General features: G+C 72.1%; 22 protein-coding genes and 1 pseudogene. 15 read left to right on the forward strand and 8 right to left on the reverse strand.

All coding sequences use genetic code 11. The features are described from left to right. Positions 1-11: 11 nt before the first annotated feature. From NQZ70_RS37155 to NQZ70_RS37185, 7 genes are all read left to right on the forward strand, one after another. Positions 12-893, forward strand: coding sequence for a DUF692 domain-containing protein (locus NQZ70_RS37155; RefSeq protein ID WP_129578462.1), 882 nt, complete (start codon positions 12-14; stop codon positions 891-893). Next, positions 890-1,906 carry a putative DNA-binding domain-containing protein gene (locus tag NQZ70_RS37160; protein ID WP_129578463.1) on the forward strand — a complete coding sequence of 339 codons (1,017 nt, stop codon included), beginning with the start codon at positions 890-892 and terminating at the stop codon, positions 1,904-1,906. Before NQZ70_RS37155 ends, NQZ70_RS37160 begins: the two co-directional genes overlap by 4 nt. A 53-nt stretch (positions 1,907-1,959) precedes the next feature. Beyond that, complete coding sequence (locus NQZ70_RS37165; protein WP_237244384.1) at positions 1,960-2,646, forward strand: RNA polymerase sigma factor; 687 nt, start codon at positions 1,960-1,962, stop codon at positions 2,644-2,646. Then, positions 2,636-3,316: an NrsF family protein gene (locus NQZ70_RS37170; protein WP_129578465.1), complete on the forward strand. Its 681-nt coding sequence runs from the start codon at positions 2,636-2,638 to the stop codon at positions 3,314-3,316. The genes NQZ70_RS37165 and NQZ70_RS37170 overlap by 11 nt, the downstream gene beginning before the upstream one ends. Before the next feature lie 52 nt (positions 3,317-3,368). Next, positions 3,369-4,652: a lactonase family protein gene (locus NQZ70_RS37175; protein WP_129578466.1), complete on the forward strand. Its 1,284-nt coding sequence runs from the start codon at positions 3,369-3,371 to the stop codon at positions 4,650-4,652. Further along, the gene (locus NQZ70_RS37180; RefSeq protein ID WP_207217587.1) at positions 4,652-5,710 is read left to right on the forward strand and encodes a hypothetical protein; all 1,059 of its coding nucleotides are present in this window, start codon (positions 4,652-4,654) and stop codon (positions 5,708-5,710) included. The genes NQZ70_RS37175 and NQZ70_RS37180 overlap by 1 nt, the downstream gene beginning before the upstream one ends. A gap of 168 nt (positions 5,711-5,878) precedes the next feature. Beyond that, positions 5,879-6,556 (forward strand): hypothetical protein, encoded by a 678-nt coding sequence (locus NQZ70_RS37185; RefSeq protein ID WP_165374359.1) that lies wholly within the window; start codon positions 5,879-5,881, stop codon positions 6,554-6,556. Positions 6,557-6,707: 151 nt separating this feature from the next. Here the strand turns inward: NQZ70_RS37185 and NQZ70_RS37190 are convergent, their stop codons facing one another. The 3 genes from NQZ70_RS37190 to NQZ70_RS37200 all read right to left on the reverse strand — a co-directional run bounded on the left by NQZ70_RS37190 (position 6,708) and on the right by NQZ70_RS37200 (position 10,559). Next, the gene (locus tag NQZ70_RS37190; RefSeq protein ID WP_129578470.1) at positions 6,708-7,166 is read right to left on the reverse strand and encodes a VOC family protein; all 459 of its coding nucleotides are present in this window, start codon (positions 7,164-7,166) and stop codon (positions 6,708-6,710) included. 211 nt (positions 7,167-7,377) lie between these two features. Beyond that, positions 7,378-8,931, reverse strand: a complete 1,554-nt coding sequence (locus NQZ70_RS37195) for a hypothetical protein (protein ID WP_165374360.1) — start codon at positions 8,929-8,931, stop codon at positions 7,378-7,380. A gap of 38 nt (positions 8,932-8,969) precedes the next feature. Further along, positions 8,970-10,559: a DUF1565 domain-containing protein gene (locus NQZ70_RS37200; RefSeq protein WP_237244385.1), complete on the reverse strand. Its 1,590-nt coding sequence runs from the start codon at positions 10,557-10,559 to the stop codon at positions 8,970-8,972. 520 nt (positions 10,560-11,079) lie between these two features. Between NQZ70_RS37200 and NQZ70_RS37205 the strand changes: the two genes are divergently transcribed. The 3 genes and pseudogenes from NQZ70_RS37205 to NQZ70_RS37215 all read left to right on the forward strand — a co-directional run. Further along, positions 11,080-11,397 (forward strand): hypothetical protein, encoded by a 318-nt coding sequence (locus NQZ70_RS37205; protein WP_129578472.1) that lies wholly within the window; start codon positions 11,080-11,082, stop codon positions 11,395-11,397. Between the two features lie 9 nt (positions 11,398-11,406). Then, positions 11,407-11,862, forward strand: coding sequence for a DUF6968 family protein (locus NQZ70_RS37210; RefSeq protein WP_129578473.1), 456 nt, complete (start codon positions 11,407-11,409; stop codon positions 11,860-11,862). A gap of 90 nt (positions 11,863-11,952) precedes the next feature. Next, positions 11,953-12,126, forward strand: a pseudogene (locus tag NQZ70_RS37215) (transposase); the annotation flags it as partial. On the opposite strand, the gene NQZ70_RS37220 reads toward NQZ70_RS37215, so the two are convergent. Then, entirely contained in the window at positions 12,127-13,554 is a 1,428-nt protein-coding gene (locus NQZ70_RS37220) for a porin (protein WP_129578474.1), read from the reverse strand. It lies immediately after the preceding pseudogene. A gap of 487 nt (positions 13,555-14,041) precedes the next feature. On the opposite strand from NQZ70_RS37220, the gene NQZ70_RS37225 reads away from it, so the two are divergent. Further along, positions 14,042-16,264 carry a bifunctional serine/threonine-protein kinase/formylglycine-generating enzyme family protein gene (locus NQZ70_RS37225; RefSeq protein WP_129578475.1) on the forward strand — a complete coding sequence of 741 codons (2,223 nt, stop codon included), beginning with the start codon at positions 14,042-14,044 and terminating at the stop codon, positions 16,262-16,264. Positions 16,265-16,266: 2 nt separating this feature from the next. Continuing rightward, positions 16,267-17,766: a hypothetical protein gene (locus tag NQZ70_RS37230; RefSeq protein ID WP_129578476.1), complete on the forward strand. Its 1,500-nt coding sequence runs from the start codon at positions 16,267-16,269 to the stop codon at positions 17,764-17,766. Between the two features lie 214 nt (positions 17,767-17,980). On the opposite strand, the gene NQZ70_RS37235 is transcribed toward NQZ70_RS37230, so the two are convergent. The 4 genes from NQZ70_RS37235 to NQZ70_RS37250 all read right to left on the reverse strand — a co-directional run bounded on the left by NQZ70_RS37235 (position 17,981) and on the right by NQZ70_RS37250 (position 21,033). After that, positions 17,981-18,736, reverse strand: coding sequence for an SAM-dependent methyltransferase (locus NQZ70_RS37235; RefSeq protein ID WP_129578477.1), 756 nt, complete (start codon positions 18,734-18,736; stop codon positions 17,981-17,983). Positions 18,737-18,771: 35 nt separating this feature from the next. Further along, positions 18,772-19,638 (reverse strand): STAS domain-containing protein, encoded by an 867-nt coding sequence (locus NQZ70_RS37240; RefSeq protein WP_129578478.1) that lies wholly within the window; start codon positions 19,636-19,638, stop codon positions 18,772-18,774. A 553-nt stretch (positions 19,639-20,191) separates the two neighbouring features. After that, the gene (locus tag NQZ70_RS37245; RefSeq protein ID WP_129578479.1) at positions 20,192-20,377 is read right to left on the reverse strand and encodes a hypothetical protein; all 186 of its coding nucleotides are present in this window, start codon (positions 20,375-20,377) and stop codon (positions 20,192-20,194) included. A gap of 410 nt (positions 20,378-20,787) precedes the next feature. Then, complete coding sequence (locus tag NQZ70_RS37250; RefSeq protein WP_129578480.1) at positions 20,788-21,033, reverse strand: helix-turn-helix transcriptional regulator; 246 nt, start codon at positions 21,031-21,033, stop codon at positions 20,788-20,790. Positions 21,034-21,726: 693 nt separating this feature from the next. Here NQZ70_RS37250 and NQZ70_RS37255 point away from each other — a divergent pair. The 3 genes from NQZ70_RS37255 (at position 21,727) to tnpC (ending at position 24,794) form a co-directional block, all read left to right on the forward strand. After that, positions 21,727-22,140 carry a helix-turn-helix domain-containing protein gene (locus NQZ70_RS37255; protein WP_129572580.1) on the forward strand — a complete coding sequence of 138 codons (414 nt, stop codon included), beginning with the start codon at positions 21,727-21,729 and terminating at the stop codon, positions 22,138-22,140. Continuing rightward, positions 22,080-22,481: an IS66 family insertion sequence element accessory protein TnpB gene (gene tnpB / locus NQZ70_RS37260; protein ID WP_129574487.1), complete on the forward strand. Its 402-nt coding sequence runs from the start codon at positions 22,080-22,082 to the stop codon at positions 22,479-22,481. Before NQZ70_RS37255 ends, tnpB begins: the two co-directional genes overlap by 61 nt. Before the next feature lie 276 nt (positions 22,482-22,757). After that, positions 22,758-24,794 carry an IS66 family transposase gene (tnpC, locus tag NQZ70_RS37265; protein WP_165373930.1) on the forward strand — a complete coding sequence of 679 codons (2,037 nt, stop codon included), beginning with the start codon at positions 22,758-22,760 and terminating at the stop codon, positions 24,792-24,794. The last annotated feature ends 207 nt before the right edge of the window (positions 24,795-25,001 follow it).

Here is a 25,001-nt window from a genome sequence, read left to right on the forward strand (position 1 = left end):
CCCGCGCCCCCATGACCGAAAGCGCGCTCACCGGCGTCGGCCTCGGGCTCCGATGGGAGTTCCTCGACGAGGTGCTCGCGGCCCTCGAGGCGCCCGACGAGGGCGCGCGCGGCGCGGCGCTGGCCGTCCCCTTCTTCGAGCTCTCCCCCGAGAACTACATGCGCCGCGGCGGCTACTACCCCGCCGCGATCGCGCGCGTCCGGGAGCACCGCGCGATCCTGACGCACGGGCTCACCCTCTCGGTCGGCGGGGTCGATCCGCTCGACGACGGCTACCTGCGCGCGCTGCGCGGGTTCGTCGATCGGCTCGACCCGCCGTTCCACAGCGACCACCTCTGCTTCTCGGGCGTCGACGGCAGGTTCCTGCACGACCTCCTGCCGCTCCCGCTCACCTCCGCGGCCGCCGCCCACGCCGCGGCCCGCATCCGCGAGGCCGCGGACCGGCTCGAGCGCCCCATGGCCATCGAGAACATCACCTACTACCTGGCCCCGGGCCGCGCCTCGCTCGACGAGGCCGACTTCCTCGTCGAGGTGCTCGAGCGCGCCGGCTGCGGGCTCCTGCTCGACGTGAACAACGTCTACGTCAACGCCAGGAACCACGGCTTCGACCCGGTCGCGTACCTGGAGAAAATTCCACCCGCACGCGTCGTCTCGATGCACGTGGCCGGGCACGAATGGCGCGACGACGCGGAGGTCTTCCTCGACACGCACGGCGCGCCGGTCGTCGAGCCGGTGCTCGACCTGCTCGCCCGCGCGGTCGCGCGGACCGGGCCGGTGCCGGTCGTGCTGGAGCGCGACAACGACGTGCCGCCGCTCGACGCGCTGCTCGCCGAGCTCGCGGAGGTCGACGCGGCGTACCGGCGCGGGCTCGCCGCGCGCGAGGCGCGGGCGTGAGCGCGGCGCGCGCGGGGATGGATGAGCCGCCGCCGGAGCTCCCGGGCGCGAGCGTGGCGCGCGAGGCGGCGCACGAGCCGCCGCCCGAGCTCGCGGCGCTGCAGCGGGCGCTCCAGGCGAGCGTGAGCGCGCCGGACGCCGAGGCGATCGCGGCCGACGCGCGCGCGTGGCTCGCCCGCGCCGGGCTCGAGGGACCGGACCTCGACGCGATGGCCGCGCTCCCGCCGAGGCGGCTGCTGCTCTACCGGAGCCTCGTCCGCCGCGGGCTGACCGGCGCGATCCGCGCCGGCATCCCCCGGACCGCGGCGCGGCTCGGCGCCCGGTTCGAGGCGGACGCGGCGCGCTTCCTCGAGGCGGAGCTGCCCCGGTCGCGCTACCTCCGCGACGTCGCCTTCGCGTTCGTGGCCTTCGCGGCGCCGCGCTGGGTCGAGGACCCGGAGGTGCCCGCCTACCTCGCGGATCTCGCGCGCCACGAGCTCGCCGCCTTCGCGGCGGCGTGCGCCGAGCCGGACGAGGAAGAGGCCGTCGCGACGGGCAGCCCGGGCGCGACGGGCAGCCCGGGCGCGACGGGCGGCCCCGGCGCGACGGGCGGACCGGACACGCCGGGCGCGCCCGCCCCCGGCGAGGCGCTCTCGCTCGACCGCGGCGTGCGCTTCCAACGGGCCGCGGCGCTCGCGCGCCACGAACACGCGGTCCACCGGCTGCAAGGCGCCGAGTCGGCGCGCGACGAGCCGGCCCGCGAGCCCACGCGCCTGCTCGTCTACCGCGACCCCGCGCTCGACGTGCGCTTCCTCGAGCTCACGCCGCTCGCGGCCGAGATCCTCGACCGCCTCCTCGCGGGCGCGGCGCTCGGCGACGCCGTGGTCCAGGGCTGCGCCGCGCTGGGGCACCCGGTCGACGGCCCGGTGTTGGAGAGCACCGCGGCCCTGCTGAGCGACCTCGCCGAGCGCGGGGCGCTCCTCGGACCGTCGCGCGCGCCGGCCACCGGCGCGCCGGGCGCGGCGCCGTGCTAATCGCCGGCGCGCAGACGGTGTATGCCGTCAGAGGCGCCATGGACGAGCTCGCCTTGAACGCAGCGATGGACCGGTACGCGTGCGGCGACGCGCGCGCGTTCACCGAGCTGCACCGCGCGCTCTCGGCGCGCCTCCTCGCGTACCTCGCCCGGATGTGCGGCTCCGAGACGCTCGCCGGCGACCTGGCGCAGGAGACGTTCCTGCGGATGCACCGCGCCCGATCGACCTTCGCCCGGGGCGGCGCCGTCACGCCGTGGGCGTACGCCATCGCGCGAAACGTGTACGTCGATCACGCGCGCGCCCAGAAGCACCGCAGCACCGAGCGGCTCCCGAGCGATCCGGGCGCGGAGCCGCCGGACGCGCGCGGCGCCGACGCCGAGGCGGTGGCGATCGCCACCGAGACGGCGCGGGCGGTCGAGCGCGTGCTCGCGCGCCTCCCGGCGTCGCAGCGCGAGGCGTTCATCCTGATCCGGTACGAGGGCCTGAGCGTGCAGGACGCCGCGGCGATCCTGGGGACGACCGGGACCGCGGTGAAGCTCCGCGCCTTCCGCGCCTACGAGGCGCTGCGCGCCGCGCTCGAGGAGCTCAAGGGGCAGCCCGAGGCGGAGCCAGGCGAAGGCAGGGGCGCGGAGAAGCGCGCCGGAGAGAGGGGCGGCGGGCCCGCGGCCGCGAGGCCGGAGCGGAGCGACCGCCGCGGCAAGGGGCAGCCGGGCGTCCGGGGAGGTGCCGATGGCGAATGAGCGCGACCTGCTGAGCGGGATCGGGGACATCCCCGATCCCGCGGCCCACCTCGTCGCCCGCCCGCCGCCCGCCCCGGCGGCGGCGCCGGCCGAGCCGTCGCTGACGCGCCCGGCGCGCGAGCGCCGCGCCCTGATCGCGGGCATGGTCGGGCTCGCCTGGATCCTGATCTTCAGCTGGATCGAGGGCTTCCGCGACGACCTCGGGTCTCCCGGGGTCGCCGTCCCGCTCGCCGTCGGGGCGGCGCTCTCCGGCCTCGGCCTGCTGCTCGCGCTGAGGCCGCGCGCCCGGGGCCTGCCGGCCGGCGTGCGGGCGCTCCAGGCGCTCGTCGCCGCGGTGCCGGTCGGGTTCCTGACCGCGGCCGTCGCGACGTCGCGCGTGGCCGATCCGCCGGTGCCGCTGGAGCTGCACCTCAGGTGCATCGCGAGCGCCGTCGGCACCGGGCTCGTGCCGTTCGCGCTGGCGGCGCTCGTGCTGCGCCGCTCGTTCCTCTCGGCCCCGGCGTGGCGCGGCGCCGCGATCGGCGCCCTGTGCGGCCTCGCGGTGGTGGTCGGCCTCGGGACGCACTGCGAGCTCGACGATCTCCTCCACGTCGCCCTCGCCCACGGCCTCCCGATCGCGGCCGGCGCGCTCCTCGGCGCCGCCGCGGGGGCGCTGCGCGGGCGAGCCTGACGAGCGCCGTGGCGCTTGCCCCGCGGCGCCGGCCGGGGGTAACGCATGTCCGGTGAACGTCGACCGATCGATGCAGCCCCTCCTCCTCTGTCTGGCCGCTGGGCTGTGGCTCGGATGCGGCAGATCCGCCGATGGCCCCGCGAACGGCGGCGCGACGGCGGGGATCTCCGGGGGCGGCGGCGGCATGAGCCAGGGCGACGCCACGACGGCCAGCGGCACGGGCGGCGCGGGCAGCGTCGGCGCGAGCGGCGGGGCGGGCGGTGGCGCGGGCGGCGCGCCGCCTGCCGTCGCGCCCCTGGTCTATGTCGGGGGGCACAAGGGCATCTTCGTCTTCCGCCTGGACGAGGCCGACGGCGCGCTCTCGGCCGTGGAGGGCCCGCTCGACGCCGAGATGAACCCGACCTTCCTCGCCGTCGATCCGGCCCGCCGGCGCCTCTTCGCCGTGAACGAGCTCGGCGAGGTGGACGGCGAGATGTCGGGCGCGGTCGCCGCGTTCCGGATCGACGCGGGCGACGGGACGCTCGCGTTCCTCAACCGGGCATCCTCGCAGGGCGAGGGCCCTGCCCACCTCTCGCTCGATCGCGCCGGGCGCTTCGTCCTCGTCGCCAACTACGGCGGGGGCACGGCGGCGGTGCTCCCCGTCGGCGACGACGGCGCGCTCGGGGAAGCGGTCGACCAGATCGCCTTCGACGGGCGCATGCCGAGGTCGCACCACTTCGTGACCGACCCGGACAACCGGTTCGCCTTCGTCACAAACCTCGGCCTCAACTCCATCGCCCAGCTCACGTTCGACGCGGACATGGGCCAGGTCGAGCCCAACGACCCCGCGGCCGTCGCGCTCGCCGCCGGCGCGGGCCCCCGGCACCTCGACTTCCACCCGAACGGCCGGTTCGCCTACGTGATCAACGAGTCCGCCGACACGATCACCACGCTGAGCTACGACCCGTCGCGCGGGGCGCTCTCCGCCGTGGCGACCGTCTCGACGCTGCCGGAGGGCGTGAGCGGCCGGGGGAACACCTGCGCCGAGATCCAGGTCTCCCCGTCGGGGAGGTTCGTGTACGGCTCGAACCGCGGCCACGACAGCATCGCCATCTTCGCCGTCGATCCCGACCGGGGGACGCTGTCCCCGGTCGGCCACGCGCCGACGCAGGGCATGACGCCGCGCCACTTCCAGCTCTCGCCGTCCGGCGCGCTGATGCTCGTCGCGAACCAGGACTCGGACAGCATCGTCGCGTTCCGGGTCGACGAGGCGACGGGCGCCCTCGAGCCGACCGGCCGCGTCACCGCCGTCCCCGAGCCCACCTACGTCGGGATCGTGGCCTTGCCGGGCCGGTGATGGCGCGCCGCGCAGCACGCCTCGCGCTCCTCGCTGCGGCGCTCGTCGCTGCGGCGCGCCCCGCGCGCGCGTCCTCCGGGGAGCAGACGGCGTCGCTGAGCTGGGTCCGGCTCGCGGGCGCCGAGGCGTGCGTCGCGGCGCGCGCGCTCGCGCGGGCGGTGGAGGCGCGCCTCGGGCGCGCGGCGCTCGTCTCGGCCGCCCGGGCCGACCTCACGATCGAGGGGCGCGTCGAGCCGGGCGGCTCCGGCGGGTGGCGCGCGGTGATCGCGGTCGCCGACGCGGACGGCGCGCTGCTCGGGACGCGCGAGATCGCCACGGCGTCGCCCCGGTGCGGGGCGATCGACGACGAGCTCGCCCTGGCCATCGCGCTCATGATCGACCCCAGCGCGAGCCTTTCCCCCAGCGCGCCGCCTCCTCCGGCAGCGCCGGCGCCGCCGCCAGCGCAGCCGCCCACGCCCGCGCCTTCGCAGCCGCAGGTCGTCGTGCAGCGCATCCTGATCCCGGTCCCGCCGCCGACGCCTCCGCCGCCGCCGCCGGCGCCGTGGCGCGTCGAGGTCGGCGCCGGTCCGCTCTTCGGGCTCGGCCTGCTGCCCTCGCCCGGCGCCGCCGCCGCGATCCGCGCGCGCCTCACGCCGCCCCGGTTCTGGTCGTTCGAGGTCGGGGGGGCCGTCTGGTTCCCGAACGAGGCGACCACCGGCGCCTCCACGGCGCGCTTCTCCTGGGGCGAGGGGTTCGTGTCCGCGTGCCCCGTCTCGCTCGGGAGCGCCACGCGGCTCTCCGCGTGCGCCGGCGCCCGCCTCGGCGCGCTCCGCGTCGGCGGCCTCGGGTTCGGCGTCGACCGCGCCGACCAGCGGCTGACCGCGGGCGGCGCGCTCGACGTCCGTCTCACCCGGCGGCTCGTCGGCCCGCTCACCGCGGGCGGCGGCCTCGGGCTGATCGTGCCGCTCGTGCGCGACACCTTTTATTACATCGACGCGCAGGGCCGGGATCGCGAGATCTTCCAGATGGCGCCGCTCGCCGGGACGGCGGACGTCCTGCTCGGCGTCGATTTCCCCTGAATTATCCCTGGTTCCCCGCGATTCGCGCCCGGCATCGATTTTCTTTCATAGGCTCTCGCCCTCGCGGCCATAAAGGGCAGGGGGATGACAACGGGCTGCGCTGACAGGCCCGGGGAGACAGGAATGCGACGCCTCGCGAACCCATCCATTTCATTGTTCTTTGGGCTGATGATGCTCCAGACCTTCGGCGCCGGATGCACCGCCTTCGTCGAGGTCGGCGACGACAGCGGTCATGCGGCAGGACCCGATGATGACGCCAATGGGACCGGCAGCGGCGGCGCCGGCGGCAGCTTCAGCACCGGGGGCGGCTCGCCGGTCGGGAGCGGCGGCAACTCCAGCACCGGGGGCGGCTCGCCGGTCGGGAGCGGCGGCAACTTCGGCACCGGGGGCGGCCCCGAGTCGGCGACGGCCGGCGCGATCGCGCTCCTCGGGAGTCAGCTCCCCGAGCCGCCGGATGACCCCTGGAGCAGCTCCGCCACGGGCGGCGGGCCTTCCCCCGATCCGGACGATCTCATGGTCATCATCGGCGCCCCGACGCGTTCCTGCGCGGCTCCGAACGCGGCGCTCGAATGCGGCGACTGGCGCGTGAGCTTCCGTATTCCCCCTACGCTGCAGGTGCCCGGCATCATCGATTTCAGCGATGAGAATTTTTATCTGCTATCGCTTTATCATGTAAACGGCCCCGACAGGGGCGACGGCGACTGCTCGCGGATCGGCGGCATCTTCACGTCCGGCATGCTGGAGATCGTGAGCATCGACGCCGCGAACGTCGTGGTCCGGCTGAGCGGCACCGAGACCGACCGTTTCGACGCCAACGGCGAGTACACCGCGGCTCGATGCCCCTGACGTTCCTGGCTCCGTGATGGAGAAGAATTTGAACCACAGAGGCACAGAGGACACAGAGGAAGAGGGAGATAGGTTTCATTCCCTCTCCCGCTGCGCCATCTGTCCCTCTGCGGTTCATCTCTCTGGCTCTTCGAACCTCCTCGACACGGAGCTACGTCGCCGGGAGGCGCCGCTGCTTCTCTTCCAGGGAGAGCTCCTCGATCTGGTGCGCGAGGCCCCAGCGATGGCCGTACGGATCGCGGAGCCACGCCATCCTGTCTCCGAACGGCGTGTCCCGCGGCGGTCGCTCGATCGTCGCGCCCGCCGCGGCGGCCTGCGCGGTGAGCGCGTCCACGTCCTCCACGTAGACGACCACGCTCGCGCTGGTGCCCCCCAGCGTCGCGGGGCTGACGGCGCCGAGATCGGGATACTCGTCCGACAGGTAGAACCGGCCTCGACCGATCGACAGCTCGACGTGGCCGATCCGCCCGTCGGGCATCGTGACGCGAAGGTCCTCGCGCGCGCCGAAAGCGCGCTTGTAGAAATCGATGGCCTCCACGGCGCTCCGCGCCGTCAGGTAAGGAAAGCACGTCTGCCCTTCGGGGACGGGGGGGACCTGGCTCTTCGTCATCGTCGCGCTCCTTCGTGCTCGCATCGAACCGCGATCGTTCCCGGGGAACGGCGCATGCCAGCTTCCTAGAGCGCCGCGCCGCCGACGTCTTGGAAGAAATTTACCTGCGCACCCGGAAGGCCGCTTCTGGAGCTCCGACCACGTTCCCCCATCGAGCGCGCGACCCCGCCGATCGCATCTCCATGCGGGCGAAGCCTCCGCTTGGCTCGGCCTATTCGGGAAAGCGAAGTGTCTCGACCGCGGCGCCGTCCTCGCCCGAGAACATGTTGCCCTCCCAGTCCCAGCTGATGCCGCCCTTGCCCGGCGGCCCCAGCTCGAAGCTGACGCCCTCCATCGTGAGCTGGTCCTCGTCGAGGTAGGCGATGCCGATCGAGTCGGCGCCGCGGCCTGGGCCGCCATAGCCCCCGTCGCCCCCGTCGCCCCCGTTGCCCCCCTCACAGCCGTACGTGCCATCGCCCACCGCGCCTCCCGGCGCGCCTCGGCCGGGTCTGCCGCCTTGCTCCGGCCGACCCCCCTCGCCGCCCGGGCCGGCGTCGTTCGTCTCGATCGTGATGTCGCGCACGGCGAGCCGAGCATGGAGCGCGACGATGCCGATGCTCGGATGGCCGTTGCCGCCCCCTCGTCCCCCTCGGCCGCCGCAGCCGCCAGCCCCGCCCGATCCGCCCCCGGCGCCTCCCCTGGACGCCACGCCGCACGCGCTGAGCCCCCCCCGCCGGCCGCCGCCCCCGCCGCCGCCCTGGCCCGGCATGCCCCGGGTGCCGTCGCCGCCTTGGTCGCCCTCCCACCCTGTCTCGGTGATGCGCCCGATGCCTTGGCCCGCCGCACCGGCGGTGCCCGGCGTGCCGTAGCTGCCGAAGTGCCCGTTGTGGCACCCCATGCCCGGCGGGTCCCCGGCTCCGCCGCCGCCTGAGTACGCGGGAGCCGACATCGGACGGGGCGCGCCGTCGCCCCCGTCCTCGGCGCCGCTGGGAAGCCCGTCCCCGCCCTTGCCGCTGACGCTCGGGAGCCCGCCGTCGCAAGGGTTCACGATGGCAGGGCCGCCGACCACGGTCTCCGCCGAGCACGCGTCGCCGCCGTACTTCCCGTGCGCGCCGTCGGGGGCTCGATTGAGCCCAGGCCACCCCTCTCCGGGTTCGCCCCCGATTCCATAGTAGGAGCGAATCCAGCTCCGGGTGAGCTCCACCGCGGTGTCGGATCGAACCATGATGGCGATCGGGCTTTGCGCGAAGAAATCCACGTCGGCGATCGTCGAGATCCCGTCCGCTGCGCCCGAGTCCCCCGCGCTGGCCGGTTCCACGGTGAGGACGAACTCGTGGCGCCTGCTCACCTCCTCGTGCTGAACGATGGTGCGCACGCCGGCGAGGCGCCCCCAACCGTTGATGCAGTCGTACCCTCCGAGGAGATCCACGCCGGAGGGCAACGCGATGGGACCGAAGAAGCCGTCGTAACATGCGAACACACGGCCTCGCCCGGTGCGCGCGAGCTCGATGCCGCGCTGGAGCGTGCGCAGCGGCTTCTCCCGCGTGCCGGGGTTGGCATCGTCGCCGCTGCCGAAGAGGCCAGCCACGAACACGCCGCACCCGTCCTCCAGCACATCGGCGGCGAGACGCTCGAGGCAGAACGCCTCCGGCGGCGCCTCGTCGTGGCACGAGGCGGCGCCGTCGCACGGCGCTCCGCCGGGGTCGACGGCGTCGGGCGCGGTGCTGCACCCGACCACGAGGAGCGGGAAGACAAGCAACGGACAGGTCGCTCGGGGCATGTTCATGGTTCTCCCTCGACGGCGCATGGTGCACAGGGGGCCCTTCAACGCGGCGGTCCCGGATCGGGCACATCGAACTGGCGATAGGGCATGGAATCGCCAGTGCCGCCCTTGCCGCCTGTTTCGCCGGGAGCTGCATTGCCTCCGGGCCCCCCGTCGCCGGCGTGCCCCAGGTGCACCGTGGCCCCCGGTCCGAAGGTCACCGAGGCGCCGGCGGACGCGACGCCGTAGGAGGAACCGCCGAGGCCGCCCCCGGCGTCGCCCCCGCGACCGCCGTCGCCTCCCCAGTCGCCACGACAAGCCTCCCACATCCCCATCACGAAGCTGAAGCCACCGTGACCGCCGGGTCGACCGTAGCCGCCAGGCTGGCCCCTTCCACCAACCCCGCCGTTGCCGCCGTTGCCCGCGGTGACCTCCGTCGCCACGAGCGTCACCGCGCTGCCGTACAGCGCGACGATGCCGATGCTGGTTCCGCCGTAGCCGCCCCCCTTGCCGCCCGTGCCCCCGCAGCCGCCGCTCCCGCCCGAGCCGCCGGCCGCGCCGCCCTGGGGCCTGCCCACATCACACGCGATCATGTTCCCCCGCGCCTTGCTGCCGCCACCGCCGCCCCCCCCTTGGCCGACGCCGCCTCTCTTCCCGTCCTCGCCCCGGACGCCGGTCCAGCCATCGATGCCGAGGTAGCCGGTGCCGGCCGCGCCGGCAGCGCGCTCCCGGTCGACGCCCTTCGTGCCCGCTTCCCCCGGTGAGCACGGCAGGCTGCCCGCACCGCCCCCTGGATGGCCATGGCCCTCCGGATTCTCCGCCGGCTCCGGCTGCCCCGACGCTCCGTCGCGCCCCGAATCGAGGCCGCCGTCGCCCCCGGATCCGCCCACGGATTCGATGCCGTCGTCGCACACGGTCACGACCGGCAGGGCCCCCACGGCGAAGTCCGCCGTGCACGCGTCCGCGCCGTCGTTCCCCGCCACGCCGTCCTTGGCCCGCTCGCTGGGCGCGTCCTCTCCCGGCTCGCCGTCCTTGCCGTTGCTCGCGACGATCGCGCTCTCCCGCACGATCGCCCTGGCCCCCTGGCTCAAGATCATCGCGATCGACGACTTGCCGTCGCGCGCCGAGGCGTCCGCCGCCACGACGTGCACGCCGAAGATCGTCGAGGTCGCGTCCTCGCCCCCGAGGACCCGCACCGGGATCCCCGCGGGCGGAGCGATCGTGGTCGGTTCATGGGGCCCGACGACCGACCACGCGTACGACCCGTCGCCGCCGTCCTCACAGCGACGGGCGCCCCAGAGGTCGACCCCGGAAGGCAGCGTGATCTCCTCCTCGAACGTCTCGCCGCACGCGTACACGCGCCGGGTCGGCGGCTCCCCGTCGCCTCGTCCGTGCGCGGCGAGCCCGATCGCGTGCTTGAGGGTCCTCACCGGCGCGCCCCTCGTGCCAGGGCTCGCGTCGTCGCCCGACGACGCGCTGACGAACACCCCGCACTCGTCCAGCGGCGGCGCGGCACCGAGCTCTCCGTCGCACGGATCCGGCGGAGGCGGCGGCAGCGCCGGGAGGGGTTCGTCGCACGTCTGCTCTTCCCAGCAGTGATTCCCCAGGTACAGGCACCCCGAGACGCCGCTCACGCCCACCAGGCCCAGCACGAGGAGCGCAAGAGAACGCCGGCCTCGAGCCCCACCCGCCAGAGCGACACGATGCACGAAGCCACGGTACGCATGCTGTATGCGCAGCGTCAATCGCCGAGAATCTTCATCAAACGCCCCACGGAACGAGAAAATTCAGGTCGACGCTGGAAGCGTTCGTCACGTGTGCAGGAGGCAGCCACGACCTGTCCCATGCCACCGGGACGCCGGTCCGCCTTCCGCCGAGCGGTGATGTCCGGAACCACATCGGCGCCATCCTCATTCCGGACACTCGCGCGGCGCATTCCGGACACCCTAATTCATTGAGTGGATTTGCAGCGCGAGTGACCTCCCGGCGTCGTGGGGTCGCCGCCGGAGCGTCTGTGCCACAGCGACCGGGTAGCGGCGTCGGGCGCGAGGCTCGTCGTGTGGTCCGGTGCCATGATTCCGCCCACACCAGCATGTGATACCCACATACGACCGCCGACTACCGCTGAACTCCCCTGGCTCTAGGTGTAGCGAGCGGTCGAGCAGGGGGGCTATGCGTGGCGCGAAGTTCATCGGAGTCGCACTTGTCGTCTTATTCGCGGGCTGTGTTATGAGCACGGCCGAGGAGCAGGAGGCCGAAGAGGGGGACGCGGACGTTGCTGCGTCTGAGGCTGCGGTGGGAGAGCCGCGAACTGATGCGAAGGCGGTATGCCTCTTCCTAAAATACGCTAGCCAGCGGGCAAAGGAGGCTTTCTGCAGGTCTCAGTGGAGGCTGGATTCGGTGAAAAGGAGGGCCTGCTGGGAAGTGGCGAATAGCGGGTCGCCTGCCAGGTGGGAGGTCTACTGCCTGATCACGGTGTTCCCGGGCTAAGCTAGCCCCATGCCCAAGAAACGCATCGGCGAACCCATCGCCGTCCGCCGCTACGGCGTTGAAGGACAGCCCGACAGGGAGATCGTGCTCGTCATCGGCAAGCCGATCGCTCCGGGTACGTCCCAGGGTGACTGGTGCTGCCCCGTGCTCATCTCCGGGCTCGGCGACGAGGTGTTCCACTTCCAGGAGGGCGTCGACGCGCTGCAAGCCCTCCAACTCGCCCAGGGTTTCGCTCGGCAGACGCTGGAAGCCTCCGGGCTGCCCATCACATGGGCCGGCGGGGAGCCTGGCGACCTGGGGCTGTACCGCCCGATCTCCTCGCCGTACGGGCTGTGGTTCCAGCGCCTCGCGGAGCGGGCCCTCGACCTCGCAATCGACGCCGTGGCCCAGATCGTCGTGGAGGTTAGCCGGCAAGATCCGAAGGTGCGCGAGTACATGGCGCGAGCGCACGCACAGCGCGAGTGAGCGCCATGTGCTCGCATTGGTAGATCCTACTTTCTCCTGCTGGTCCTCCCCCGCTTCCGTCGACACCCCCGACGGCACCAGGAGGCAGGGATGGGACGGAGAAAGAGGAGGGCGTTCACGCCCGAGTTCAAGGCGGAGGCGGTACGGCTGGCGAAGGCGAGCGACCGGAGCATCGGCGAGGTGGCGAAGGACCTCGACCTGACCGAGACGGCGCTGCGCGACTGGATCAAGCGTGAACACTGCCCTCCGGCGCCCCCCTCCCCCTCAGAAGCTCGCGTCGAGCTGGAGGCGCGCGACGTGGCGGCCCTCGGAGGCGTCCTTGCCGAAGATGTAGAAGTAATCGCCCTGGAGCTTCAGCGCATAGCCGTTCAGGTACACATTGAGCCCGCCGCCGACCTGCTTGCCCTGCGCGTCGACGAGATCGACGAGCTTCGGATCGGTGCCGCGCTCCGCGAAGATCTGGTCCCAGCGCGCGGCGACCTCGACGTGGTCGGTCAGCAGGTACCCCGCCTGGGCGAAGTAGCCGTAACCCGACCGGGTCCACTCCCGCGCGACCGCGCCGTCGACCTCGGCCTCGAAGGAGTCCCGCTCGGCGTGGCGCACGACGGCCTCGGCCGCGAGCGAGAAGCCCGCGTATTTGAAGATGAGATCGGCCGCGCCGTGCAGGTAGTCGGCCGCGCCGAGCGAGAGCGTCGTGCCGAAGGTGCTGTGCTGGCGGTTGGTCTGATGGTTGTAAGCGCCCGTGACGCCCACCGCGAGCCGGGGCTTCGCCTCGCGAGAGAGGTCGCCGTCCTGATCGTCGTCGAACGCGCCGAACGGGCGGACGGCGAGCCGCGCCACCGCGAGCGGGCCGTGCTTCTGGGCGCCGAAGCGGTTGCGCCCCTCGCCGCCGCCGAGGAAGAGGTTGTACTGCAGCCTGCCTCCCAGGCCGAAGAGATCGGGCGACGAGAGCATCAGGCCGACGTCGCGATCGAGGTTGAACTCGCGGACGGCGATCGGACGTTCGGTCTGCTGGAGGGAGACCTCGCGCAGGGTCCGCGCCCGGTTGAACGGGGCAAGGAACTGGCCGACGCGCACGTTGAGATCGCGGATCGCCGTGTACTCGACGAAGGCGTCGAAGATGGGAGAGGGGCTGTCCTTCTCGAAGTCGTTGCCGCCGAAGGCGAGCTGCACGTTGTACTTGAGATCGGGCGAGATGAAATGGCCGCTCGTCGTGAGGCGCACCGTCCTCACGTTGATCTCGTGCGTGTCGTCCTCCGCGGTGTGCGTGAACGTCTCGCGGACCTGCACGCGCGCCCGGATCGTGGACGAAAAGCGGCCGTCCGCCGTCTTGACCGTGAAGCCCTTCCCCGCCCCGGCCGTCACGCTGACGTCGCCGCCCTTGTCCTTCGCCGGCTGCGCCGCGGCGCTCGCCGCCGCCTCGGCGGCCGCCCGGCGCTCCGCGTCGAGGCGCTCCTGCAGCGCGCGCTGCTGCTGCTCGAGCTCCGCGACCCGGCGACGCAGCGGCTCGAAGCCCTCGGCCGCCCCGATCTCCGGCGGCGTCGGGGCCGGCGCGGCCGGCGGCGGGGGCGGCGCGGCCGGCGGCGCCGCGGGCGCCTGAGCGGACGCCTGGGAAGGGAGCGCGGCGGCGAAGAGCGAGAGCGCTGCCGCCGCGCGGACCATGTGCGACTTCTTTCGGTGGATCGATTTCAAGCGTCTTGTCCTCGGATCAAACCCTCTGCCGCGCGTCCGGCGGGCACAGGCCGCCGTCGCGAAGGCGCACCACGCCCTCGCGGACGGCGGCACCTCGCTCCCCGCGGCCGGCGCTTCGCGCCACACGCGCAGACGCCAGACCGCTGCCACGGGCGCCTAGCTGCGATCAGCCACGCCAGCGAAGCGCCCAGCTCCGACGTCCAATATAACGGACATCGAGAACTGTCAAGACATCCAGAGTATACCGAGAATGTCGCTCAAACCGAGAAATTGTGCGCCAAACCACGCGCGAACCCCATCCGTCATACCGGACATCGAGGGCGCCGCCCCGTCTGCCGCCGGGGCGCGGCGGCGGAGGGCGGGCGCCGGGGCGGCGCGGACGCCGGATCGCGCGAAAGAGTTCCAACCGACCGCCGGGCCACTAAGATGACCCGACGCACGCACGAGGCGCTCCGATCGGCGCCCCGTCGCGGTGCGTAGGGATCTCATGAGCCAGAACCCGGACCGCCGCGATCCGCTCAACATCGCCGGAAGCCTGATCGCCGACAAGTACAGGGTCGATCACGCCGTCGGCGAGGGCGGCTTCAGCGTCGTCTACAGGGCCGAGCACGTCATCTGGAAGCAGCCCGTCGCCCTCAAGTGCTTCACGCTCCTCGCGGACGCGCCGACCGAGCAGCGCGAGCAGCTGCTCCAGGCGTTCATCCAGGAGGGCAAGCTCATGGCCGAGCTCTCCAGCCGCTCGGCCGCGATCGTCCAGGCGCGCGACATCGGCACGTTCAACGCGCCGGACGGGCAGTGGCTGCCCTACATGGTCCTCGAGTGGCTCGACGGCAAGCCGCTCGACCAGGTCCTCTACGAGGAGACGAGCCGGCGCGCGCCGCCGCGCGATCTGCTCGCGACCATCGCGCTGCTCGAGTCGGCGGCGGTCGCGCTCGAGCTCGCGCACTCGCGCGGCATCGCGCACCGCGACATCAAGCCGGCGAACCTGTTCGTCATCGGCCCGCCGCGCGGCGCCTCGACCTTCGTGAAGGTGCTCGACTTCGGCATCGCCAAGGTGATGGCCGAGCACGCGGCGGCGGCGACGGCGCTCGCCCACACCGGCAAGGACATCACCGCGTTCACCCCGAGCTACGGCGCCCCCGAGCAGTTCAGCCGCACCCACGGCGCGACCGGGCCCTGGACCGACGTCTTCGCCATGGCGCTCATCATGATCGAGGCGATGCTGGGCGGAGCGCCGGCGCTGCAGGGCGACGACTACCTCCAGCTCGCCGTCGCGAGCCGCGATCCGTCGCGCCGGCCGACCCCGCGCACCCTGGGGCTCACCGTCAGCGACGAGGTCGAGGCGGTCTTCGAGAAGGCGCTCGCCGTCGCGCCGGCGGATCGCTTCCCCACCATGGGCCGCTTCTGGGCGGCGCTGCACCGCGCCGTCTTCCCGGACGATCCGGCCTGGGCCGTCGCCACGGGCAACGGCCCGCCCGCGCCCACCTCCGGGGCACAGGCGGCCCGCGGCTCCGCCCCGCGGATGTCCTCCGCGCCGCGGATCTCCTTTCCGCAGATCGCGCCGACGCTGGCGGCGCCCGCCACGGCGCCGGGGCCCGCCGCCTCGGCCAAGCCGACGTCGATCGCCGTCGACACGAGCAGCACGGGCGGCACCGCGAACGACGCGGCGACGCAGCGGTCGGCGGCGGCGCCGAGGTCGAAGGCCGCGCTGGCGCTCGGCGGCGCCGCGCTCGCGCTCGCGGCCGGCGGCGCGCTCGTCTGGAGCCTGCTCCGCTCCGAGCCGCCCGCGCCGGAGGCGGCGCCGGTCGCTCCGGTCGCCACCGCGTCCGCCGCGCCCGTCGCGACGGCGAGCGCCGTGGCCGCCGTGGCCGCAGTCCCCGAGCGGCGGACCGAGTGCCCTTCCGGCATGGTGCTGGTGCCGGGCGGCAAGTTCTTCATGGGCTCCGACGAGCCGGACTTCAAGCTGTGGCAGCCGGCGCACAAGGTGACGGTCGACACGTTCTGCATCGACGCCTACGAGGTGACCGCGGGCGACTACAAGGCGTGCTCGGACAAGGGGGAGTGCAAGCGGCCCCCGACCGCGCCCGACTACCCGAGGGCGGAGGGGGTCTCCGCCGCCGAGCACCAGAAGACGCTCACGGCCCTCGCCGAGCTCTGCACCTTCGGCAAGCCCGGGCTCGAGAAGCACCCGATCAACTGCGTGCCGTGGAGCCTCGCGGAGGCCTACTGCGACGTCCACGGCAAGCGCCTGCCGACCGAGGCCGAGTGGGAGTACGCGGCGCGCGGCTCCGACGGGCGCAAGTTCCCCTGGGGCGACGAGCCCGGCGACAAGACCTTCATGAACGCGTGCGGCACCGAGTGCACCGCGTGGGAGAAGGCGCGCGGGCTCACGCCGAGCACGCGCATGTACGACGCCGACGACGGCTTCTACGGCACGGCGCCGGTCGGCTCGTTCCCGAAGGGCAAGACGAGGTTCGGCGCCCACGACGTCGTCGGCAACGTCTGGGAGTGGACCGCCGACTGGTTCGAGACCTACAAGGACGAGGAGCAGGTGAACCCGAAGGGCGCGCCGGCCGGCGATCGCAAGGCGATCCGGGGCGGCGGCTACAACGGCGGCGTCCTGCTCTGGCTGAACCCGGCGTTCCGCTACCACCAGCTCGCGACGGCGAGCGCGCCGGGCATCGGCTTCCGCTGCGTCACGAACCTGTAGCCGTGCCGGTCCCCGCCTCGCAGCTCGCCAACCCCTCGATCGCCGGCCCGCTCGGCACGCTCGCGTTCTCGCAGGTCCGCCCGCTGAGCTCGTCGCTCGCGCTGCGCGCGATCCGCTGGCACCAGAGCCTCGAGCGGCTCGGGGTGGTGCTGCCGTTCGCGCTGGTGCACGACGCGGGCCTGCTCTTCTCGACGCCGCGCGAGCAGCTCGAGCTCGGCCCGCGCTGCGACGCGAGGGAGCTCGCGGGCCGGCTGCGCGACGCGGAGCGCATCCTGGAGGGGTACCGGTCGATGCTCCGGGAGCTCGCCGAGAGCGAGGCCGCGCGCTGCGCGGCGCAGCTCCGGATGAGCGACGATCTGGTCACGGTCGTGCTCTCGCGGCTCTTCGGCGCGGTCGCGGCGCGCACCCACGCGGCGCCGGCCTACCGCGCGATGCTCCCGGCGGACGCGGCGCTGTTCGAGGGGATCGAGCCGCAGCTGCGCGGCCTGTTCCTGTCGGCGCGGCGCGAGTTCGAGCAGCGGGCGCTGGAGGCGCTCGACGTCTCGCGGCTGTACGTGCTCACGATGTCGGACGCGCTCGACGTCGAGACGCTGCGCCTGTTCGGCATGCTGGGCTCGGAGGCGTCGGCCGGGGCGCTCGCCCAGGTCGACCTGCTCGCGGCGCTCTCGTCGCCCGAGGCGAACGACATCGTGAACTTCTCGCTGGAGATCCTGCCGAGCGTGCTCGAGACGAAGACGCGCCCGGCGGCGGGCACGACGGCGGCGCACGGCTACTCGGGGCTCGGCACGCGCGGCTCGATCGACAGCATGGTGCTGACGGAGCTCGCCTGGGACGACGTGGAGCTCGCGCGCCGGATCGCCGACAACGAGGTGCTCTATTTCGCGCGCGAGCAGAGCCGGGACGAGCAGCGGCGCATCCACTATCTGCTCATCGACGCGTCGGCCTCGATGCGCGGCGATCGCCAGACGTTCGCCCGCGGGATGGCGATCGCCACGGGCAAGCGGCTCCTGCTCGAGGGCGAGGACGTGGCGTTCCGCTTCTTCGACGCGCGGCTCTACGAGCTCTACCGCGCGAAGAACGGCCAGCTCCCCACGGCGCACCTCCTGTCGTTCAAGGGGGAGCGCGGCAGGAACCCGGCGCGCGTGTTCGCCGAGCTCGCGACGGACCTCGATCTGACGCGGCACCACGATCCGCGCACGCCGGTGGTGCACCTGTTCACGCACGCGGCGCTCTACATCCCGCGGGAGATGGTGCAGGCGGTGCAGAGCCACGCGCACATCTCGGCGGTGTTCATGCTGCCGTCCGGGGGACAGCTCGATCTCGACTACCTGGACCTCCTGGACGCGCACTGGGTGGTCGACCACGCGACGGTGGCGAGCGGGGCGGCGAGGGCGAGCGCGGCCAAGGCCATCCTCGTGGAGAAAGACCGGCAGGACCGGCCCGAGGAGGGAGGTCCCGCCGCGCGGCGCCTGGGGGCCCCGCCGAACTCGCACGTGCCCTGAGCCTTACCCTGCGGGTAAGGCTCAGGGCACGTGCTCAGACATCGGCCCATCCCCCAGGCGCCGCGCGGCGGGACCTCCCTCCTCGGGCCTACGGGGGTTCAAGGGGGCGGGGTCGAGGATCGCGGGGGGAGACGCGTGAGGGGGCGATGTTTGCGGGGGTGAGCGGTGCCGAGGGCTCGGGCGCATGGATGGGTGGTGGGAGCGCGAGGGCACCTCAGTGGTGCGCGATCAAGCCCAGCATGTCGAACGGGCTCGACTCGTACTCTTCCGGAGTCAGGAAGTTGTCGAGATCGAGCCACTCCACGAGGGGCCGGCATTCACGCACTTTCCATGGCTTCATGAGCGCCGCCAGCTCCTCGGACGTGCGCGGGTAGACCTTGACCCCGGCGAGGGCCGCGGCGCCGTTCAGCTGGTGCGCTGCGGCGACAGCGCGCGCCTCGATGAAGCTGAGGGACAGCACGCTGCCAGGGGCGCAAAACGCGTGCATCCTCCGCAGGAGGTCGCTCAAGCGCTCATCCTCCATCATGTACGCGATGCCGATGCACCCCACCGCGACGCGGCGCTCTGCGCCGAAGAACTGCGCCGCCGCGGCCAGGAGCGACGACGGCTCTCGAACATCGGCCTGGATGTAGCGCATGTTCGGTTTGTCGGCGAGGAGCTGCTCGCCGTAGATCACGCTCACGGGATCGATGTCCGAAAACAGGATGCGCGCCTCGGGCAGGTAGTCGTTGAGGTGGCCCTGCGTCGGCAGCCCCGAGGCGAGATCGAGCACGTTCGTGATGCCCGCGTCGGACCATCGCTGCCCCACGAGCTGGATGAACCAGCGGTTGAGCTTCGCCCATTTCGGATAGGTCGGTACGAGGTTCAGGATCGCCGCGGCCGCGCGGCGATCGACGTCGTAGTTGTGGTGCCCGCCGAGAACGTAGTCGTAAACCCGGCCGATGTGCGGCTTGGTGATGTCGATCTCCATGGTGCCCTCCTAGCGCGAGCGCGCGGCGCGCCCCTTCAGCGATACGAGCGGGCAGCCCCGCGCTGCGGGAGCGGGCTGCCGCACACTTCGAGCCCTTCCCGCCGCAGCGCATGGACGATGCCGCTTTGAAGGTTGGCCAGGACGACGATGCCCTCGAGGTGGGCGCCCTGGTCGGTCAGCGCGCGGGCGGCCTCCGGGCGGATGCCGACCAGCACCGGGTGGGTGCCGAGGAGGTCGAGCGCGCGCGCGGTGCGCACGAGCGCGGCGACGGCCTCCGCGTCCATGGACGGCACGCCGGTCACGTCGATGATCGCGGTGCGCGCTTGCCGCTCCACCACCTCGCGCAGCAGCGACTCGGTGATCCTGCCCGCCCGCTCGGCGTCGAGCTTGCCGATGAGCGGCAGCACCAGGATGTGGTCGTGGACGGGCATGATCGGCGTCGAGAGCTCCAGGATCACGCGGCGCAGCTCGCGCTCGCGGTTCTGGATCGCGCGCTCGAGCGCGAGCTGCATCTCGTCGCGCTGGACGCCGATCTCGCGGCTCTCCTGCTCCGCCACCGCGTCCACGAGCAGCGTCAGGTAGTCGTTCACGCGCGCCACCAGCTCCAGCGCGTCGGGTGCGTTTTCGGGCAGGCGCGCCAGCACCTCGCGCAGGAGGGCGCGGCTCAGCCCGAGGAGGGCGCGCAGCCCGAGCCCCTGCTGCCCGAGCTTCTGCCCGAGCGCCAGGACGGGCGCCGCGTCGCCGGTGGAGAGGAAGTGGAACAGCTCGTCCAGGATCTGCTGCGCGACCTGCGACAACCGGAACGGCGGGAGGCCGCTGCGGTTGTGCACGGCGTTGTCCTTGAGCGCCTTCGCGGCGCTCTTCACCAGCACCTGGCGCTCCGGGTCGATCCAGATCTGCATAGGATGTCGACTCCCTTGGCCCTGGCCTTGGCCATGCTGTGTCGTAGGGGTGTTCATGGAGTAGGAGGACAAGCCACCTTCGGATCGCGCAAGTCGAGCGGCGCGCCAGAGGAGGGTGAAGCTCGGCGCGATGCCGCGATCTGCTTGCCAAGCAGATGGATTCGTGGCGTCGCAAGGTGCTCCCCCCGAGATGCGGCCCCAGGCCCGCGCAGTGTCTCTACATTACCAGCGTTCTGGCCCCCTGTGGTCCATCACAGACGCAGCCCACGACAGCGCAATCGCCGTACCAGGCAGGGTCCGCACCTCCCCTACGAGGACGCATCCGACGGGAGCGATGGCCGGCGTCTCCTTCTTGGGGATCCCTCGACGCCCGCCCTCCGGGCCTGCCGCGGACCGCCGGTAGGACGTCAATGTCGTCCGATGACGCACCCGGTATTATGGTGTCGACGTGAAGCGTCCGCGCCGGCCGGATCCGGTGCATCGTCCGGAGCCGGCGGAGCGCGTCCTCGAGCGGCTCCGCACAGCGGTCTTCCCTCCCCGCTGGCCGGCGAGATCATTTTACCCGGCCGCTCGCCCGGTCGGGGTCGTGCTGCGGCGGGATCTTCCCCGCGTCGCCGCGCAACTTCGCCCGGAGCGCCTCCCATTGCCGCGACTCGGCCTGGATCTCCCGGAGACGCGCCGGGGTCACCTCCGGGTCCGCCGCCACCTCGATGGCGTTCCGAAAGGCCTGTTCGGCCATGAGCGATACGCGCTCGAGCGAGCTCTCGGCAGCATCTGGCTGGGCGCATCTTCCGACGGCGGCGCCGTGTCGGCCTCCACTGCAGCAGGCTCGACGGGGCGGACCCGCGCCCGCGTCGGAGCGGGCTTGAGCGGCACTGGCTCATCGGGGCTCTTCTCGGCCTGCTCCACCTGGCCGGCGCGCGCATGCGTCCGGTGCCGCTGCAGCGTGAGCCGCGAGACCTGTGCTCCGAAGCCATGTCGAGCAGAGCCTCGTCCGGGTTCGCGGCAGCGAGAGCCGTGGAGTGCGCTGCCTCGATCGCCGATCGGTTCGCCTCTGGAAGCCGGCAGATGGTGCAGCGGTCAGACGTCACGCTCGGAGCGTGAAGCGTCTATCTATGCGTTAGGGCATAATCGACGCGACGCGGACGATTATGCGGTTGCCATCGCGGCCGCGTCGCTGATCGGCGCGGCTCGCATCCTGGCCTCGAACGGGATGCCGTACACGCGCCGGCAGGCGTCCCGGTCCTCGAAGCTGCGAGGGCGGGACATGCCCGACTCCCACCGCGACACGGTGCGCTGGTTCACCCCGAGCTTCCGCGCCTTCTCCCACTGCGTTCCCGCGGCCCGCCGCAACATCACGCTGCCCTCGCTGCGCACCGGGGCATTTCGGCGCACCGTTCTATGCAGTGCCGCATAAACGCTGAGCACGTTTGGGGTCTTGCGCGAAAAAGTCGCTAGGTCCCCGCCCGGACACCCCCTTACCACTGTTCGAGGGGGGTGTAGGTGTGCGACGGTGGCTCCTCCGACCGCCCGCCCCCTCCCGGGTCACCTGGCCCGGCGCGATCTACCACCTCCCAGCCCGTACCCGACCCGGCGCGCAGCTACCGCTTCGTCGAGCTCAAGTGCACGTCAACCACGATCTCTCGGGCGGTCCCCGGCACCCCGATCCACTCCTTGCCGTCCCAGCGCTGCAACCCGACGGATACCTTGACCAGCCGCGCGCCGTTGTCCCTGTAGTACTCGTGAGGGATCTCGACCCCGGGTCCGTGACCGTCTTGCCATTCATGCGCGCCTTGGCCTCGTCGCCAAGCCTGGCCGATGGCTCCATGACGGCGCTGACGACGTCGTTGGCTGCACGCGCCGTCATCGCGCAAGCGCGCGCGAGTCGGAGCATGCACACACCGTCACCTGAGGACTCCCAGGCAGTCCGTACGTCGGGGAAGGCGCGGAAGTGCTCGCGAACATCGTCGGGGAGTTCGGGAAAGGTAGCCGCTCCGCAGACCGCGTCTTTCCCCTGGCCAGCTTCGGTTGCACGCTACGCGACGTCCGATGAGGGGCGTGCCCTCGCCGAGCGAAGAGGAGCGTGCGATGCCAGGAAGCAGAGAGCTGGTGCAGCTGCGTGCGGAGCTGTCGAGGTATCGTGAGAAGAAGAGCCGTGGGAAGTACCCGAGCGAGCTGCGAGACCGAGCCGAGGCGTACGCCAGGGAGCGTTCCCGGGCGGGGGCGACGCCGGCCGAGATCGCCACGGAGCTCGGTGTCCACAAGATGACTGCCGACCGATGGGTGGCTGGCGGTGAGCGCGCAGATGATGGTGCGTTGCCAGCGACCACCAAGGCGGCTCAGCATGTTCCGTTCCTACCCGTCGTGGTGCGCCCGGAGCGCCGAGAGGCGCCGCCTTTGCGGCTCAACGTCGCATTTACCGATGGGACGCGGATGCAGGTATGTGGGATAGGCGCGCGCGACCTCGTGGAAGCGATCGAGGCGTTGCGGAGGGGGCAGTGACCCCCGCGACGATAGCCGTGTATCTGGCCGTCGGTCCAGTGGACTTGCGTGGCGCGTTCGACCGGCTCGCCGCGATCACCCGGCAGGTGCTGTGCCTGGACCCAGCCAGCGGCGCGCTATTCTTGTTCTTCAACAAGAGGCGCAACCGACTGAAGGCACTTTGGTGGGACCGCAACGGGTATACAATTCTATACAAGCGTCTCTCGAAGGGTGCATTTGCTCTGCCCTCGTTCACCGAGGCTGACGGCAAGTGTATCGAGCTGTCAGCACAGGACTTCGCGCAGCTGCTCGCTGGTCTACCCGTGGAAGAGCTGGCAAGCCGCCGCCGGCTGGTCCACTGAGGCGTCTGCGCCGGCGCTCGTCCACCACGCTGCCGGCGCCAGCGCGGCCCGATGGCGGCCGGCTCAGCCTGATACGGAGCCGGCTCAGCCTGATGCGGAGATGGAGCAGGGCGCGAGTTGCATCCTCCCGAAGACCTCGCGAGAGCGCGGCGTCGAGGGCGCACCATGTTTGCCCCGCGTTCCCATTTTCAACAAAGGATTCTCATCAAAAACAGCCAAAAGTGCCTGCGTAAGGTACTTGCCAGGAGCCAGCGGAGGGGGCATCCATGGCGCGCCTTGACACGACCCGGTGAGACCGAGCTCCCGCAGGCGGCGGAGACAGAGCGCCTTGACGGCACGGCGCTCGTGCTCGGCTATCTTCAGGCCAGGGGACAAGGACAGGGGAGCCCCGCCGACCCCGCGTCGGTGGTCGACGCGCTGCTCCGGCGGGTGCAGGAGCTCGAGGCGAAGCTGGCCGAGCTTTCGACGGCGGAGCAACAGGCCCAAGAGCTCGCTCGCTCTGTCGAGTCGCTCAAGGCGTACAATCAACAGCTGCAGGAGACGATTCGGACGTTGGAGATCGGGTTCCGGCGCCACGTCTCCGAGCAGATCTCGCCTGACCAGCTGCGGCTTTCGCTGGCCGGCGAGCCAGACGCCTGTCCGGCTCAAGCTTCGTCGCAGGCCGAGACCCACAGCGCCTCGCCTGAGGCGGATCGGAGCGACGGCAGCATCCCGCCGCCGGGCCTCGCGAGCCCGGCGGAGCGTGGGGGGACCGCAGAGTCCTGCTCCAGCTCGGATCCCGGAGGTGGCAAGCGAGTTCAGCGCCACGAGCACGGGCGCCGTCGCATCGGTGTCATCCCGAGGGTGATCATCGAGACGCTGCCGCCGGAGGTGCTGCTCCAAGGTAGCGAGCGCTTCGAGCGTGTGGGCGTCGAAGACAGCTCGGTGATCGGCCACCGGCGCGGCGGCCCCGTGGAGATCGTCTGGCGTCGCCCCAAGTACGTGGCCAAGGCGGAGGCACCGGCGGCGAGCCGCGGAGCGGGCGAGGAGCCTGCTTCTTTGCCAGCCGCAGAGCCGGCCTTCAAGCGCGAGCTCGACGAGCCCCTCGTCGTGCGGGAGCACGAGCTCTTGGGGATCCCCGCGGACACGGGCTTCAAGCAAAGCCCCTTCGTCGACGGCGTCCTCGTACGCTACACGCCCGAGTCGGACGCTGCGGAGGACAGCGGCGGACCTGTGAAGATCGCCTCGCTGCCGGAGCGCCCGATCGCCAGATGCCTTGCCGATCCGAGCCTCTTGGCCCACCTGTTCGTCCACAAGCTCGACTACCACATGCCATACTACAGGCAAGAGGTGGAGTCGGAGCGCCACGGCTTCCGCATTGGCCGCGGCAACATGACACGCTGGCAGTACGACTGTGGCGGCATTGCGATGCGCATCGCCGATGCCATCTGGAGCGACGCGCTCTCGCGGTCGTGGTTCGCCATGGATGCGACGGGCACCGCCATCCGGGCCAAGGACAAGCACCGCTATGGGCATGTCTTCGTCCTCGTCGCGCCGGGCGATGGGGTGCTGTTCCGCTATACACCGACGTACGACGGTCCCACCGTCGCGAAGCTCTTCGGCGGCTACCAGGGGACGCTCGTCGCCGATGCCTCGGCCAACCACAACGTGCTGTTCGGGCCGGGCAAGGCGCGCGAGGCCGGCTGCTGGAGCCATGCACGAAGGCGCTTCTTCAAGGCGTTCAAGGCCGGGGCGGGCAAGGATGCGGCGTTCGCGCTCCAGGCCATCCAGGCGCTCTTCCGCGTCGAGGAGGAATGCGCCCCGTGCAGCCCGGACGAGCGTCTCGAGATCCGGCAGCGCGAGTCCGCACCGCTGATTGAGAAGCTCTTCGCCTGGGTCGAGGCGCAGCGGCAGGTCGTCCCGGAGCATTCGCCGTTGCGCGAAGGGCTGGTCTATTTGCACAACCAGAGGGAGGCGCTCTGCGAGTTCCTCTCCAACGGGGAGGTCCCCATCCACAACAATGCCAGTGAGAGGGCTCTGCGCCGCGTCGTCAAGGGACGACGCAACTGGCTCTTCCACGGCAGCGACGAGCATGCTGTCCGGGCCTGTGCCGTCACGTCGCTCATCGCGACCTGCCAGATGCACGGGCTCGACCCCGAGCTGTACTTGCAGGAGATCCTGACCGTGGCTCCGAGCTATCCGCTCAGCCGCATCCTCGACCTGAGTCCCAAGAACTGGGTCGCGACGCGACAACGCCTCATCGCCGAGGGGCGGCTCAAGTACCTGGACCTGGCTCGGATCTCCGGCTCGCGGCTCGTCTTCCGCGACCGCTGATCGCGCCGCGTCGCCCGCTTGCGTCGCGCCCACAGTGCTCGTTGCGTCCGGAGCGGCCGAGCCAGGCGCGCGTCCTTTCCGCGTCCGCGCCGAGGTGCGTCGGCTCGTCGAGCCGGTGCTGTCGTCGCTTCGCCCCGCCACCGTCGAGCTCGTCTCGACGGGGCGCCTTCGGTTCGCTTCGCTTCGGCGCTGCTTGTCCGCGCCTCG

Source organism: Sorangium sp. So ce836 (genome assembly GCF_028553905.1).
Lineage (GTDB): Bacteria > Myxococcota_A > Polyangia > Polyangiales > Polyangiaceae > Sorangium > Sorangium cellulosum_D.